The organism is Actinomycetospora sp. TBRC 11914 (assembly GCF_012933465.1).
Classification (GTDB): domain Bacteria; phylum Actinomycetota; class Actinomycetes; order Mycobacteriales; family Pseudonocardiaceae; genus Actinomycetospora.
Genome location: NZ_JABBND010000011.1, coordinates 38,561 through 52,685, shown reverse-complemented (window position 1 = coordinate 52,685; position 14,125 = coordinate 38,561). Strand labels below are relative to the sequence as shown.

The window sequence follows — 14,125 nt, the reverse complement described above, 5'->3', positions numbered from 1 at the left end:
ACCTGACGGCGGCTTTGAACGAGTCAAAGTCGAGCACCTCGTCGAAAATTGCCGCACATGCTCGACCAGCGTCGGCAGTCGTTGCCGTCGCCTTCGAGCAGGTGCTAGAAAAACGTCCTCGGCCAAGGACGCCTGTCGCCCGCCCGGTGCGGTCGCGGCTCTGGTGGCCAGGGCCACCGACACCGATCCGGTCTGATCCCGCCGGCCACGGAGGCCTTCGCCGTCACCGCCCCTCGGGGCGATCGCCGTGCCCGTGAACTTCCGGCTCGCCGCGGAGGAGGTCGCGTTCCTCGTGACGGACAGCGGCGCCGTCGCGATCGTCGTCGACGACGAACGGCGCGACGTGGGCCGGGCCGCGTCCGGCTCGTTGTCCGGGCTTGCGGTGACGGTCCGCGTGGGGCACGACCTCGGTGATCTCGAGGACGGCGACCATTCTTACGACGCCCTGGCGGCGACCGGGTCAGGCCTATTCACACCGGTCGACTCCTCGGAGCGGGATCCCGCCCTGATCATGTACACCTCGGGAACGACCGGCCACCCCGAGGGCGCGGTTCTGTCCTACCGGAACATGGCAGTACAGACGACCACCCTGACCCGCGAGTGGCAGTTGTTCGACGACGACGACGCCCTGCTCTGCGCCACCCCGCTGTTCCAGATCGCGGCCATCGGGACGATCGCCCCCCTCCTGGCGACGGGGTGCCGCACCGTGATCATGCCGAGCGGCGCGTTCGACGCCTGCGGACTCATCGAGGAGATCGCCCGCGAGCGGATCACCCACCTCTTTCTCGTTCCGGCGCAGTGGCAGGCCGTCGTCGAGGAGCCGGACGTCGACCGGGCCTCGACCCTGCGACTGATGTGCTGGGGCGCGGCGCCGGCCAGTGTCACGTTGCTCGAGAAGATGGCCGCGGCGTTCCCCCGCGCCGCGAACGTGGCGAGCTTCGGGCAGACCGAGATGTCCCCGACGACGTGCATCCTTCGTGGTGCCGATGCCGCGCGGAAGGTCGGGTCGATCGGCCGTCCGGTCCCGGCCAACGCCGTGCGGATCGTCGACGAGGACATGAACGACGTGCCGCGCGGCGAGGTCGGGGAGATCGTCTACCGCGGAGCGAACGTGATGGTCGGGTACTGGGACCACCCGGAGGCGACACGGGAGGCCTTCGCGGGCGGCTGGTTCCACTCCGGGGACCTGGTGCGCGAGGACGAGGACGGCTTCCTCTACGTCGTGGACCGGAGAAGGACATGATCATCTCCGGGGGCGAGAACGTCTACAGCGCCGAGGTGGAGAACGCCCTCGCGGCCCACCCCGACATCGCCGAGGTCGCGATCGTCGGCGTCCCCGATCCGAGGTGGGGGGAGACGCCGGTCGCGGTGATCGTCCCCCGGGCGTCGACGGCGCCGACCGTCGAGGAGCTCCGCTCATGGGCCGACGGGCGGCTGGCGTCCTACAAGCGGCCGGCGCGGGTGGTGTGCGTGAGCGAGTTGCCCCGGAACGCCTCCGGCAAGGTCGAGAAGCACCTCATCCGTGACCGGCTCGGGCAGGGTGGCGATCAGCTGTAGTAGACCCGGAGGCGCCCGTCCTCCCAGGACAGGTCGTCGATCGCCACGTTCCGGCGCGAGGTCCATTCAGCCGCCGTCCGGAGAAGTACCGCCGCCTCGGCGCCGTCGAAGTCGGCCCTGCCCCGATCCGGGTCGTCACGGACCGCCGCCGTCGGGCGCCGTGTGTGCTCGTCACCCCGGAAGCCGTCGAGCAGCACGGTCACCATCTGGTCCATGATCGCCTGGTCGTCCACGGCATCGGAGTTGGCGTAGATCCACTCCTTGAACAGGCCCGCTCCGACCACCATGGCGAAGGCCAGGCGGACGGCGATCGGCAGGTCGAGGTGGGCCCAGCCGCGCGCCGACATCTCGCGGATCGCGACGGTCTCGATGCGGTCGAGCAGCACGGCCATGGTGCCGTCGTCCTCGAGTCCCGGCTCGTGCTGGTAGGCCGCCGTGAGCGTGAGGATGACGTCGCGCTGCTCGCGGATCACCGGGTAGAGCTCGCTGACGAACTCCCGGACCGGTTGCTCCGCGGGACGGAGCTCCTCGACGAAGGTCCAGCGGTTCGAGAAGCGGGTGATGAACGCCGAGAAGGGCTCGATCACAGCGGCGGCGAACAGGTCCGCCTTGGTGTCGAAGTGCCGGAACAGCACCGCCTCGGAGGTCCCGGCGCGTTGCGCGATGCGCCGCGTGGTGGTGTTCGCGAACCCCTGTTCGGCGAACGCGTGGCTCGCCGAGTCCAACAGGACAGCGCGGATCTCGGCGCTGGAACGTCGGGCGCGCGGGTGGGTGTTCGGGCTGGTCACGGCGTCTCTCGACTCGATCCGACGCGGTGGTCCACGCCGCTCGGCCAGCCTAACGAACGGTGTCGTCACGGGCACGAAGGTAGTAGATGCTTGCTACAAGCCGAAAGAGGCTCGTACTGTTCCGTCCCACAGAGAAGTGATCACTACTGTACGGAGGCCGCCGTGGTAGGCACTGCGCAGAAGTTCGTCGCACTCAACCCGGCGTATCCCCGCTCCTGGTGGATCGTGGCGTGGTCGTCGGACGTCGAGCCGGGGCAGGTCATCCCGGCCCGGCTGCTCGAACGCGATGTCGTGCTCTGGCGCGAGTCCGACGGGCGGCTGCACTGCATGTCGGCCGTCTGCGCGCATCTCGGCGCCAACCTCGGGGTCGGCGGCGAGGTCGTCGACAACCGGATCCAGTGCCCGTTCCATGGCTGGCGTTACGATGACGAGGGTCGTCTGACCGCTCTCGGCGGGCCGGGCAAGCCCCGCAGCGGCGTCTGCCTGCCGACCTACCAGATCATCGAGCGCCACGGCGGGGTGTTCCTGTGGAACGGCGCCGACGAACCCGACATCGCCTTCCCCGACCTGCTCGGCCAGCTCGGCGTCTCCGAGGACGACGTCCACTTCACCAAGCACCGCTGGCTGCTGCCGTATCCTGCCAAGCACTTCTGCGAGAACAACTCCGACGGCGCCCACTTCCCCCTCGTGCACGACACGGGAGGCTGGGGCGAGTCGGTGATGCACGACGAGACCCCGACCATGATCCGTGCCGAGCACAAGATCCATGACGCGCGGCCCTGGTGGTCGTTCGCCAACGTGCTGCGGCGGGTGCGCAAACGGGAGATCGGCAACATCGTCGCGCCCGTCACGGGCGACCTCGTCACCGATTCGTACGGGGCGACGCTCTACACCGTCCGCCTCAGCGGGCGACCGGGCGTGACGGGCTCCGCGCTCTACTCGTTCACGCCGGTCGAGGAGAACAGCTTCTACGTCATGGAGATGATGCTGATGCCCCGGCTGAAGATTCCGCTGGTGGACTCGGTGTTCCACTACGTGCTCGATCACGCGATGGAGTTCGGCAGCTGGACCCTGGCCCGGCAGGAAGCCGCGGTGATGATGCACCGCCACGAGCCGGAGCGTCCGCCCTACTCGTCGTACGACCGCGCGACAGTGGCCTTCCGCCGGATGTGGGACGGCCGGATCGATTCCCGGAGCGCCCTCGACGGGACGAGCGTGCGGCACAACGGCCAGGGCGCCGGCATCCGGGTGAAGAAGGTCTCGACCCCCGACGATCTCGACCGTGTGGAAGGGAGCCAGGCATGAGCTGGACGGGGAAAGGTGCAGTGATCGTCGCCGGGGCACTGGGCTTCCTGGGCTGGAAGCGGTACCGCGATGGGACTCGGTATCCCTCCAGTCTCGCGACGTACGCGAAGGCCGACGGGCTGAGTCTCCGCGCCTGCCGGAGGAAGCGCCCGGTGTACTGACCGCGCCGGGTCAGACGGCGAATCGGGGATCCGCCCGGCCGGCACCCGGGGACACATCGACGTCCCCGGGGAGGGTGGGAAGACCGTGCTCGAGGTACTCGAAGGCCTCGGCGGTCAGTACCGCGGCGTCACCGTCGAAGTCGAGGGCGGTGGTCGTGGCCGCCCGCAGGGCCGAGGACATCGCGGTGGCCAGCAGTTCGACGCGCAGGCGGGTGCCCGGGCTGCGCGGCAACCCGGCCGAGAAGAACTCCCGCAGGATGGTCTCCCATTCGTAGACGATCGAGAGATACCGGCGGAGCAGGGCGGGCTCGCTGAACCAGAGCTGCATGATGTCCACGCGCAGGTCCGACTCGACGTTCTCGAAGAACTCGGCCAGGTGCGCGGTCACCGCATCCCGGGCCAGGGCCCACCGGTCGGGGCCGTCGGTGTGGCGCAGCTGCTCGCGCAGGTGCTCGGTGATCTCGGTGGTCGAGTCGAAGAGGACGTCCTCCTTCGTCCCGAAGTACCGGTTCAGCGTGCTCCGGGAGCACATCGCCGTCGTGGCGATGTCCTCCATGCTCACCGCGTCGTACCCGCGCTCCACGAAGAGCTCCACCGCACACCGCACGATCGTTCCGCGCAGCGCCGCCTTCTTCCGCTCGCGCAGGGCGCTCATGCCCTGAGTCTAGCGACGGTGCCACTTCTGACGCACTGTCCCAGTTGACGCGCTGCGTCATTTCTGGCTAGCGTCGTCGGCATCACACCGTGCTCGGTGATCAGCGCCACACGACTGCCGGCCGGACCGGCGGATGGGAGGAACTCGTGGAGCAACGTCTCGCCCTGTCGTCGCACCGTCTGTGCCTGCTCGCCGGACCGACGATGACGGTGCTGTTCCTCGTCGGGTGGTTCGCCTGTCTGAAGTGGATCCCCGCCCCGAGCCCGATGATGACCCCCGACGCCGTCGCGGCCATGTTCGTGGAGCATCGGGTCAGCTTCCAGCTCGGGTTCGTCTGCATGATCATCGCCGCTGCCCTCATGGGGCCGTGGGCGGTCTCGATGGCCATGTGGACCCGCAAGACCGAGGCGCGGTTCCCGGTCCTGACCTACACCCAGCTCGTCGCGGTCGCGGCCTCGGTCTGCATCTTCGTGATCGTCTACATCCCGTGGGGGGTCGCGGCGTTCGACGCCGGGAGCCTCCCCGCCCCGATCATCCAGGCCCTGAACCACCTGGGGTGGTTCTTCTTCCTCTTCGACGTCGCGCCCTTCTCGGTGTGGCTCGCCGCCCTCGGCGTCGGGATCCTCTGGAACCCCGGAGAGCACCGGCTGCTGCCGCGCTGGGCCGGCTGGTACACGCTGGTCGAGTCGTTCGCCATCGCCCCCGCCATCATGATCCTGTTCTTCAAGAACGGCCCGTTCGCCTACAACGGGTTCCTCGCGCTCTGGTGGCCCTTCGGCACGTTCTTCGTCTGGGTCGTCCTCATGACCGTCCTGACCTGGAAGGCGCTCAACGCCCAGGTGCGCCTCGACGAGGCGAACGGCGTCCAGGTCTACCGGGCCCAGATCGACGAGGACGAGGTCCCGGCCGACGACGGGTCCACCGACCTCGACCACGTCCGCCCCGTCCCGGCTGCGATCTGAAGGAGGACCCGTGAGCACCGTGACCGCGTCACCCGTCCGCGAGCTCGTCAGCTCCCGCGGGCGGATCCCGGGCGAGGTCGGGATCTGGGTCTTCCTGCTGATCGACTTCCTGTTCTTCGGCGCGATCTTCGGCGTCTTCATGGTCGAGCGCGCGAGCGACCCCGTGACGTTCGCGCACTCCAGCCGTGAGCTGGCCGTCGGCTGGGGCGCCCTGAACACCCTGGTCCTGCTGACGTCGTCGATGTCGATGGCCTACGCCCTGCGGTTCATCAGGTCCGGGGCGCTCCGGGCGGCGCGACGCATGCTGCTGGTGACCGGGCTGATGGGGGCCTGGTTCGTGGTCGACAAGGCGTTCGAGTGGACGTCGGTGCTCCGGGCGGGGCACGTCCCGGTCGAGAACCAGTTCTTCTACCTGTACTTCACGGTGACCGGCGTCCACCTGATGCACGTGCTGATCGGCCTCGTCGTCCTCGGCTACCTGTACCTCGCCACGGGACGCGAGCTCGGCCGACGAGCGGCGCCGTCGCGGCTCCTCCGGCGGAACAGCGAGTCGGGCGCGGCGTACTGGCACTTCGTCGATCTGCTCTGGCTGGTCCTGTTCGCGATCCTCTACCTCGTCGTCTGAGAGGAGCCACGTCATGAATCCGCGGACCCCTTCCGCCGCCCGGTTCTCGCTGCGCGACGCACCGTTCCTGACCTGGGCGGCCCTCGTCGTCCTGACGCTGATCTCGCTGTGGCTCGGTCGCGGGCACGATGTGGGCGGGATGGGCATCCGGGTCGCTGGCGTCCTCGTGCTCGCGGTGGCCTTCGTCAAGGTCACCGCGGTGATGGGCAACTTCATGGAACTGCGCCAGGCCCGGCGAAGTCTGCGTCTCGGTGCCGGCGCGGCCCTGCTCGTCGTCGCCGCCGTGACGATCGTTCTCTTCCTGCTGGTCTGACCCACCAGCCGCCCCCGCTTCCCGACAGGAGTCCGACGACAGATGAGCGGTCAGCTCGGCACCAAACTGGCGGTCGCCGCCCAGCTCGGGCGCATCGGCGGCCACGTCCTGGGTGAGCGGATCCGGCGCCCGCGTCCCACGACGCTGGCCGAGATCCCGCCCTCGATCGAGGCGCTCACCCCTGAGTGGCTCACCGCGGCGCTCTGCCGAGACCAGCCGGGGGCGTGGGTCACCGACGTGGCGGGCACGGGCGGCAGCGACGGGTCCACCACCCGGCGCGTCCTGCGGGTCGGGTACAACGACGTCGGGACGAAGGCCGGGCTCCCCGAGTCGGTGTTCACGAAGTCGACCCCCAGATTCCTGTCCCGAGCCGTCACGGTCCCGATCGACGCGCTGACCTGCGAGGCGTTGTTCTACGACCGGATTCGCCCGGTCCTCGACGTCGAGGCCCCGGTCGGCTACTACAGTGCCGCCGACCCCCGTTCCGGGCGCTCGGTGTTCCTCATGGAGGACGTCGCCACCACCAAGGGCGTGACGTTCGGCGATCCGACCCTGAACTCTGTCGACCGCGGGCGTGCCGAGTCCATGATCACGCTGCTGGCCACGACGCACGGCGCGCTGTGGGAGAGTCCCCGCTTCCGCGGTGACCTGGCGGTCATCAAGGACGCCGAGCGCTGGCAGGCCGACGTCAACAAGGCCATCGACTTCCCGACGCGCAGCGCTGTCGGGTTCGACCGCGCCGCCGCCGTGTTCCCCGCCGAGTTCCGACGTCACCGCGACGACGTCTTCGGCACGGCGATGGCGGCTCTGGCGCTGCACGGGTCGGCCCCGGAGACGTTGCTGCACTCCGACGTGCACTCGCGGAACTGGTACCTGACACCCGACGGCGGGATGGGCCTGTTCGACTGGCAGCTCCTCTCCCGCGGGACCTGGGCGATGGACGTCGCCTACGCGATGAGCTCCAACCTCACGATCGAAGACCGGCGGGCCTGGGAGCGCGACCTGCTCGAGCTCTACCTCGATCGCCTCCACGCCCACGGCGGCCCGGACCTCACCTTCGACGAGGCGTTCCTGGCCTACCGCCAACAGGTGTTCCACGGGCTGATCTTCTGGCTGTACACCATCGGCGCGGGACGGCTCCAGCCGGCGATGCAGCCCGACGAGGTCTCTCTGGCCAACCTCGAGCGGATGAGCGCCATGGTGATCGACCTCGACTGTTTCGCAGCGGTCGAGGGCACCGCGACCAGTTGATCGCGGTGCCCCGGGCGCATCAGGGCGCCCGGCCGTGACCCCGTTCGCCCACGGGCCGGTCGCGGTCGGATCCCCCTCGCCGGTGGCGCACCGTGAGCACCACCGCGGCGACGACACCGGCGACCACGAGCACCCCGATCAGCGCGTAGAACATCACGACCGCGTCGGCCGTCACGGGGTCCACGTCAGGCCTCCGTCACCGGCGACAGGAAGGTCAGCACCGGCTTCCCGCCCAGCAGGCTCCCGATCGAGCCCATGAACGTCGCCAGCGCCTCGGAGTCCTTGTGGGCGTCGAACGCGCCCTGGTCGCGGTAGCGCTCGTAGAACACCACGGTGTCGGGGTCGGACGCGTCGGTGTGCAGCCGGTACTCGAGTGTCCCTTCCTCGCCCGCCGCACTTGCGACGGCGCCCCGACAGGCCTCGACGAGCTCGTCGCGCCGCCCCGGCGCCGCCCGGAAGCGCGCGACCAGAGCCACCTCCTGGGTCATGCCTGCTCCTCCCGGCGCCGGGCCATGGCGTCGGCGCTGACGTAGACGGACTGGTACTCGAGGTAGTTGTCGACGGCCTCGGAGCCGAGCTCGCGGCCGATGCCCGAGGACTTCATGCCGCCGAAGGGTGCCCCGAGGTCGAGCTCGTAGTAGTTCACACCGACGGTGCCGGTGCGGATCCGGCTCGCCAGTTCGATGCCGTGCTCCTCGTCCGCGGTCCACACCGACCCGGCCAGCCCGTACTCGCTGTCGTTGGCGATCCGGACGGCGTCGTCCTCGTCGGTGTAGGGCATGACGGCGAGGACCGGCCCGAAGACCTCCTCCCGGGCGAGCGTGTCCTGGTTGTCGACGTCGGCGAACACGGTCGGCTCGACGAACCAGCCGTGGTCGAGGCCAGCGGGGCGGCCACCGCCGGTGACCAGCCGCGCCCGGGACTCCCGGCCGGCCTCCACGTAGCCCAGGACGCGCTCGAGGTGGGTCTCGCTGGCCATCGGGCCGCACGCGACGGAAGGGTCGAGGGGGTTGCCCACGGTCAGCTCGGAGGCGTACGTCGCGACGGCGTCGACGACCTCCTCGTAGCGGGACCAGGGCGCGAGGATCCGCGACTGCGTGGTGCACGTCTGGGAGTTGTTCATGAAGGACGCCCCGGCGAGGCCCCGGCGGAAGACGTCGAGGTCGGCGTCCTCGCACACGATGGCCGCCGACTTGCCGCCGAGCTCGAGGGTGCAGCGGCGCACGAGGCGGCCGCACTCGGCGCCGATGATGCGCCCGGCCTCCGTCGACCCGGTGAAGGCGACCTTGTCGACGCCGGGGTGGCCGACGAGCGCGGCGCCCGCGTCCCGGCCACCGAGGACGATGTTCAGCACGCCGGGCGGCAGGCCGGCCTCGAGGGCGGCGTCGGCGAGGACGTAACTGTCGAGCGCGGTCTCCGGCGAGGGCTTGAGCACGATCGTGCACCCGGCGGCGAGGGCGGGCGCGATCTTCATCATCGCCAGGGACAGCGGGTAGTTCCACGGCGTGATCGCCCCGACGACGCCGACCGGCTCGCGGCGCACGATCGTCGCGCCGGAGTGGCTCGGGCGCACGGTCTCGAGGTCGAGGCTCGTGGCGACCTTCGCGTACTGCTTCAGCAGCAGCACCGGCGCGCCGCCGTTGACGGCCTGCGACATGCCGATCGGCATGCCGTTCTCCCGCGACACGAGCGTGCTGGTGTCCGTGGCGCGCTTCGCGAGCGCCCCGGCGAACGCGCGCATGACCTCGGCGCGCTCGGCGGGGGAGGTGTGGCCCCAGGGCCCGTGGTCCAGCGCCGTCCGGGCCGCCCCTACGGCGGCGTCGATGTCGGCGGCGTCGCCGAGCGCGGCGGTGCCGAGCAACTCGCCGGTCGCGGCCTCGACCGAGCGGTGCGTCTCGGAGCCGTGCGGGGTCGCCCAGGCCCCGTCGATGAAGAAGCGGGTGCGGTCCAGGTCGGTCGGGGTGTCCACGGTCGTGGTCACGGGGAGGGGCCTCCAGCGTCAGGGGGTGGGAGTGGAGCCGAAGAGGGTCGCGCTCACCAGCGGGGCCTGCGGGCCACCGAGCAGCAGGGAGTGGCGGGCCTGCGGGACCTGGTTCGGGGAGGTACCGCGGATCTGGCGGACCGCCTCGACGGCGAGCCCGATGCCGTGGACGAAGCCTTCGGCGATGTTCCCGCCCGCGGTGTTGATCGGCAGGGCACCGTCGGGCGCGATGAGGTTCTCGAGCGTCATGAACGCGCCGGCGTCGGGGCCGGGCGGGCACAGCCCGAGGTCGATCAACGAGGCGACCGCGGGTCCGGAGAAGTTCTCGTAGACCTGCACGACGTCGACGTCGTTCGGCTTGACCCCGGCGTCGTCCCACAGCCGGGCGACGAGCGCGGGGTGGAACCCGGCGGTGCCGTACGGGTTCTCGTTCTCGACCGACTCGGTCCAGCCCTGCGCGCCGCCCTGCACGCCGGAGAGGACGTAGGCCGGTGGGTGGCGCAGATCGCGGGCGCGCTCGGCGGTGGTGATGATGACCGCGCCGGCGGCGTCGTTCTCGCGCGAGCAGTCGAAGAGCCGCAGCGGGTCGCTGATCGGGCGGGCGTCGAGGTAGCTCTCGTGGTCCATCTCCCGGTCGCGCCCGGCCGCGTCGGGGTTGTTGCGGGCGTGGTGGTAGCCCGCGGCGACCAGGGCCTCGAGGGCCGAGGCCGGGACACCGTCCACCTCGATCATGCGCTGGGTCCGCATCGCGCAGATCTGGGCCGGCGTGAAGATCCCGTTGGCGCTGTAGAGGGAGCTGATGTGCCCCTCGCTGTAGCTCTGGCGCCCGACGTCGATCTCGGCGATCCCGCGGTAGACCGCGACGCAGGTGGCCTGGCCGGTGGCGACCGCGATCGCGGCGGCGTTGACGGCCGCGGCGAGGCCGCCGCCCCCACCGCCCCACACCATCGTCGACCAGCGGATCTCGCGGACGCCGAGGGCGGCGCCGACGGCGAGGCCCTCACTGCGGTCGTTCGCGTACGACGCGAACCCGTCGATGTCGTGCGGGTCGATGCCGGCGTCCGCGGCGGCCGCCAGGATCGCGTCGAGGGTCAGCGACATCGAGCCGCGCGAGCTCGCGCCGTGCTTGAGGAACGGGGTGTTGGCGATGCCCACGGCGGCGGTCGTGCCGCGCCACGAACAGGGTCCGGACATGCTCGGGCCTCTCCGGTCGGGTCGTTCGGGGTCGGTGGCGGTCAGGCGAGGCGCCAGCGCAGGACGGGCCAGCCCTCGCCGTCGGGCCGATCGATGACCGCCTCGACCGGGCGCCCCACGGCGATGTCGGCGCCGTCGGTGGTGTCGCCGGTGTCCAGGACACCGAGCAGACGGCGTCCACCGGCCGAGGGGATCTCGGCGAGCACCACCACGAAGGGGAGGTGGCCGGCCAGCGACGGGTGGAACGGCTGCCAGGTCCGCGTCCAGCTGTAGACGGTGCCGCGCGGCTCGACGGCGGGCCAGCGCAGGTCGTCGCCATGGCAGGACGGGCAGAGCACCCGGGGCGACCAGACGAAGGTGCCGCACGAGGCGCACTGCTGCACGCGCAGCTCCCCGGCCGCGAGCCCCTCCCAGAACGGCCGGTCCACCTCCGAGGTGTCGGGGCCCTCGGTGCCGGTCCGCGGCGGCGTCGCCGGGACGTTGCGCACGCTGTTGACGCGCCAGCCCCCGTCCGCGTGGATCCAGCGCGACCGGAGCACCGTCCGAACGCCGCTCGCCGCGGTGTAGCGGATCCAGGCGGAGAACAGTCCGTCCGGGTCCCGGACGAGGTCGAGCACCTCGCTCGAGACGAGGTCGGGCGGGAGCGAGGCCGATCCGACGAGCTGGCCGATCCGGTCGGACCGGAAATCGGCGAGGATCGCCTTCTGGTCGTTCGCGGCGACGATCCGCCCGTGACGCTCGACCGCGCCCGGCAGGTCGTCGGGGATCGTCGTGTCGGTGACGGGCTGTGCGGTCATCGGTTCTCCGTCGTCTCGTCAGGAGGCCAGGTCGTCGGCGTGACGCAGGCCGAGTGTGGCGCGCAGGTGCTCGCCGACGGCCGCGATCGAGCGGGCCGCTTCGGGCACCAGCGGCACGAGGCTCTGGAACACGTGGAGCTGCCGGTCCCAGACCTGCAGGATCGCGGGCACCCCGGCCTCGGAGAGCCGCTGCGCCATGACCTCGGAGTCCAGGTACACCGACTCGGTCGACCCCGCCACGAGCAGGGACGCAGGCAGACCCGTGAGGTCCGCGTGGAGCGGGGAGACCACCGGATCCCGGGGGTCGAGATCGCCCAGGACCCCGTGCATGAGGACCTCGAGCGCGGCCATCGCCCGCAGCGGGTCCCGGCCCGCGTTCTCGTGGCGCCACTTCGCGGCGAGATCGAAGTCGAGGCAGCCGGACAGGCTCACCACGGTGCCGGGCACCGGGTGGCCCGAGTCGCGGAGCCGCAGGGCCGTCGCGAACGCGAGGTGACCGCCGGCGGAGTCCCCGATGATCGCGATGTTCTCGGGGGCGAACCCGTAGTCGAGCAGGCCGAGGAAGGCCGTCACGCAGTCGTCCACCTCCCGGTCGAGCGTGACCTCGGGGACCATCCGGTACGCCACCGAGAGCGCGACCGCGCCCGACGCGGAGGACAGCCGCGACACCATCGAGCGGTGGGTGTGCAGGCCACCGAAGAACCACCCGCCGCCGTGGAGGTAGAGGATCGCGGTGTCGCTCGCGTGGACCCCGCGCCCGAGCACCCACTCCCCGCGGGAATCGCCGAACACGGCGGGCGTGACCCGGGTCCCGCGGGGCGGGGGCAGCCGCGCCGCCCACTCGTCGATCCGTGCGGCGCGGGCGATGAGCTCGGGCCCGAACGGCGCCGTCTGCAGCACGGCCAGCGGCCGGCGCATCAGCGGGACGAGGGCGCCGTAGAGCAACCGGGAGCGCAGGCTGGCCGGACCGCGTCGATCGATGACGAGCGGGGCGGGGTCGGTTGCCATCGTCGGCTCCTCCGGTTGTGGACACCCACTGCCTACACCATTTAGATTAAGGTGTCATCAGCGCGGTCAGGCTCGACGAGGCGGGGTGGCGACGGTGGGATCGACGGCATGGGCGGCCGGACAGCGCATGACGCCGTTCGAAGCAGCGATGTGGCGGGCCGAGGTCGATCCGGAGCTCATCATGACGACGATGATGATCGAGGAGCTCGACAGCGTCCCGGACTGGGACCGCTTCCTCGCCGCCATGAGGTGGGCCCTCGAGATCGTCCCGCGCTTCCGCCAGAAGGTGGTGGAAGCACCGTTCGGGCTCGGAGCACCGCAGTGGAGCGATGATCCGTTGTTCGACCTGCGCTACCACGTGCGACGGCAGCGGATCCCCGAGGGCGGGGGTTGGCACGAGGCGCTGGAGGCGATGGCCCAGCTGTCGATGTCGCCCCTCGACCGCAACCGGCCGCCGTGGGAGGCCGTGCTGTTCGACGGTCTCCCCGACGGGCGGGCGATCTTCTACCTGAAGATGCACCACTCGACGACCGACGGCATGGGGCTGATCCAGCTCCTCGACCGGCTGCACTCCGACCGGCGCGAGCACAACCCCGACAAGCCGCACCCGCCGGTGACCCCCCTGCACTCGCTGACGTCCTGGGACGCGCTGCGGAACATGGTGCGCGATGACGTCGCCTCCGTCCCCGGCCTCCTGCGCGGAGTGGCGAAGGGGGCGTCGGAGCTGCTCGCCGACCCGGTGGGCTCGGTGCGCTCGGCAGTGGACTACGCCGGCTCGCTCTACCGCGTGCTCGCGCCGTGCGAGGCCTCGGGTTCGCCGGTGCTGGCCCGGCGCTCCAACAGCTGGCGGTTGGCACTGCTGGACGTCCGGCTCGCCGAGCTCAAGGCTGCCGCCAAGTCGGTCGGCGGCACGCTCAACGACGCCTACCTCGCCGCGCTCTTCGGTGGGTTCCGCCGGTATCACGAGGCACTGGGCGAGGACACCGTCGACGCGATCCCGACGACGGTGCCGGTCTCGCTGCGCACCGACAAGGACCAGGGCGGCGGCAACAAGATCGCGACGATCCAGATCCCGGGCCCGGTCGCGACCGTCGACGCCGCCAAGCGCATCGGCGAGGTGGCGAAGATCGTGCGTGCGGCCCGTGACGAGCCCGCCGTCGACGTCATCGGACTCCTCTCGCCGGTCATGGCTCGGCTGCCCGCGCCGGTGATCGCGCAGCTGTCGGGATCACTGGCCAAGAGCAACGACCTCCAGGCCAGCAACGTGCCGGGGCTGCAACGCGAGTCCTACCTCGCCGGGAGCCGGATCGAGCGGACCTACGGCTTCGGGCCGCTCCCGGGGTGCGCCGCCATGATCGCCATGGTCACCTACGACGGGGTCTGCAACGTCGGCATCAACATCGATACCCGCTCGATCGCCGACCCGGACCTCTTCCTGCGATGCCTGCAGGAGGGTTTCGCGGAGGTGCTCGCCCTCGGCCCGGAGTCGTCCACACCGGTCCTGCGCAGCTGAACCCGCGCCGGGACG

16 protein-coding genes are annotated in these 14,125 nt (G+C 70.9%); 8 read left to right on the top strand and 8 right to left on the bottom strand.

All coding sequences use genetic code 11. From position 1 onward, the window contains the following. Positions 1–241 precede the first annotated feature (241 nt). Positions 242–1,243: an AMP-binding protein gene (locus HH311_RS17550; protein ID WP_312030227.1), complete on the top strand. Its 1,002-nt coding sequence runs from the start codon at positions 242–244 to the stop codon at positions 1,241–1,243. Further along, positions 1,240–1,557, top strand: coding sequence for an AMP-binding enzyme (locus tag HH311_RS17545; protein ID WP_169184979.1), 318 nt, complete (start codon positions 1,240–1,242; stop codon positions 1,555–1,557). Before HH311_RS17550 ends, HH311_RS17545 begins: the two co-directional genes overlap by 4 nt. Here HH311_RS17545 and HH311_RS17540 read toward each other — a convergent pair. Continuing rightward, a complete protein-coding gene (locus HH311_RS17540) occupies positions 1,548–2,345 on the bottom strand; it encodes a TetR/AcrR family transcriptional regulator (RefSeq protein WP_169184978.1) in 798 nt (265 codons plus the stop codon). The two genes, HH311_RS17545 and HH311_RS17540, sit on opposite strands and share 10 nt — an antisense overlap. Positions 2,346–2,435: 90 nt before the next feature. On the opposite strand from HH311_RS17540, the gene HH311_RS17535 reads away from it, so the two are divergent. Then, the gene (locus HH311_RS17535; RefSeq protein WP_169184977.1) at positions 2,436–3,650 is read left to right on the top strand and encodes a Rieske 2Fe-2S domain-containing protein; all 1,215 of its coding nucleotides are present in this window, start codon (positions 2,436–2,438) and stop codon (positions 3,648–3,650) included. 171 nt (positions 3,651–3,821) lie between these two features. Here the strand turns inward: HH311_RS17535 and HH311_RS17530 are convergent, their stop codons facing one another. Beyond that, entirely contained in the window at positions 3,822–4,466 is a 645-nt protein-coding gene (locus tag HH311_RS17530) for a TetR/AcrR family transcriptional regulator (protein WP_169184976.1), read from the bottom strand. 146 nt (positions 4,467–4,612) lie between these two features. Here HH311_RS17530 and HH311_RS17525 point away from each other — a divergent pair, with 146 nt between their 5' ends. The 4 genes from HH311_RS17525 to HH311_RS17510 are packed head-to-tail and all read left to right on the top strand — an operon-like array spanning position 4,613 to position 7,617. After that, positions 4,613–5,428, top strand: coding sequence for a hypothetical protein (locus HH311_RS17525; RefSeq protein WP_169184975.1), 816 nt, complete (start codon positions 4,613–4,615; stop codon positions 5,426–5,428). A gap of 10 nt (positions 5,429–5,438) precedes the next feature. Further along, positions 5,439–6,053, top strand: coding sequence for a cytochrome c oxidase subunit 3 (locus HH311_RS17520; protein WP_169184974.1), 615 nt, complete (start codon positions 5,439–5,441; stop codon positions 6,051–6,053). A gap of 13 nt (positions 6,054–6,066) precedes the next feature. Further along, on the top strand, positions 6,067–6,366 hold the full coding sequence (locus HH311_RS17515; protein WP_169184973.1) for a cytochrome C oxidase subunit IV family protein: 300 nt from the start codon (positions 6,067–6,069) through the stop codon (positions 6,364–6,366). Between the two features lie 42 nt (positions 6,367–6,408). After that, the gene (locus HH311_RS17510) at positions 6,409–7,617 is read left to right on the top strand and encodes an aminoglycoside phosphotransferase family protein (RefSeq protein ID WP_169184972.1); all 1,209 of its coding nucleotides are present in this window, start codon (positions 6,409–6,411) and stop codon (positions 7,615–7,617) included. Between the two features lie 19 nt (positions 7,618–7,636). On the opposite strand, the gene HH311_RS17505 is transcribed toward HH311_RS17510, so the two are convergent. Genes HH311_RS17505 through HH311_RS17480 form a run of 6 tightly spaced genes read right to left on the bottom strand, consistent with a single transcriptional unit; the run spans position 7,637 to position 12,597 of the window. Beyond that, positions 7,637–7,801: a hypothetical protein gene (locus tag HH311_RS17505; RefSeq protein ID WP_169184971.1), complete on the bottom strand. Its 165-nt coding sequence runs from the start codon at positions 7,799–7,801 to the stop codon at positions 7,637–7,639. Between the two features lies 1 nt (position 7,802). Continuing rightward, on the bottom strand, positions 7,803–8,105 hold the full coding sequence (locus HH311_RS17500; protein ID WP_169184970.1) for a putative quinol monooxygenase: 303 nt from the start codon (positions 8,103–8,105) through the stop codon (positions 7,803–7,805). Then, positions 8,102–9,598, bottom strand: coding sequence for an aldehyde dehydrogenase (locus tag HH311_RS17495; protein WP_169184969.1), 1,497 nt, complete (start codon positions 9,596–9,598; stop codon positions 8,102–8,104). The genes HH311_RS17500 and HH311_RS17495 overlap by 4 nt, the downstream gene beginning before the upstream one ends. Positions 9,599–9,616: 18 nt before the next feature. Beyond that, the gene (locus tag HH311_RS17490) at positions 9,617–10,792 is read right to left on the bottom strand and encodes a thiolase C-terminal domain-containing protein (protein WP_169184968.1); all 1,176 of its coding nucleotides are present in this window, start codon (positions 10,790–10,792) and stop codon (positions 9,617–9,619) included. Positions 10,793–10,833: 41 nt separating this feature from the next. Next, a complete protein-coding gene (locus HH311_RS17485; RefSeq protein ID WP_169184967.1) occupies positions 10,834–11,589 on the bottom strand; it encodes a Zn-ribbon domain-containing OB-fold protein in 756 nt (251 codons plus the stop codon). 18 nt (positions 11,590–11,607) lie between these two features. Next, positions 11,608–12,597, bottom strand: a complete 990-nt coding sequence (locus tag HH311_RS17480) for an alpha/beta hydrolase (RefSeq protein WP_169184966.1) — start codon at positions 12,595–12,597, stop codon at positions 11,608–11,610. Between the two features lie 127 nt (positions 12,598–12,724). Here HH311_RS17480 and HH311_RS17475 point away from each other — a divergent pair, with 127 nt between their 5' ends. Continuing rightward, complete coding sequence (locus HH311_RS17475) at positions 12,725–14,110, top strand: wax ester/triacylglycerol synthase family O-acyltransferase (RefSeq protein WP_169184965.1); 1,386 nt, start codon at positions 12,725–12,727, stop codon at positions 14,108–14,110. The last annotated feature ends 15 nt before the right edge of the window (positions 14,111–14,125 follow it).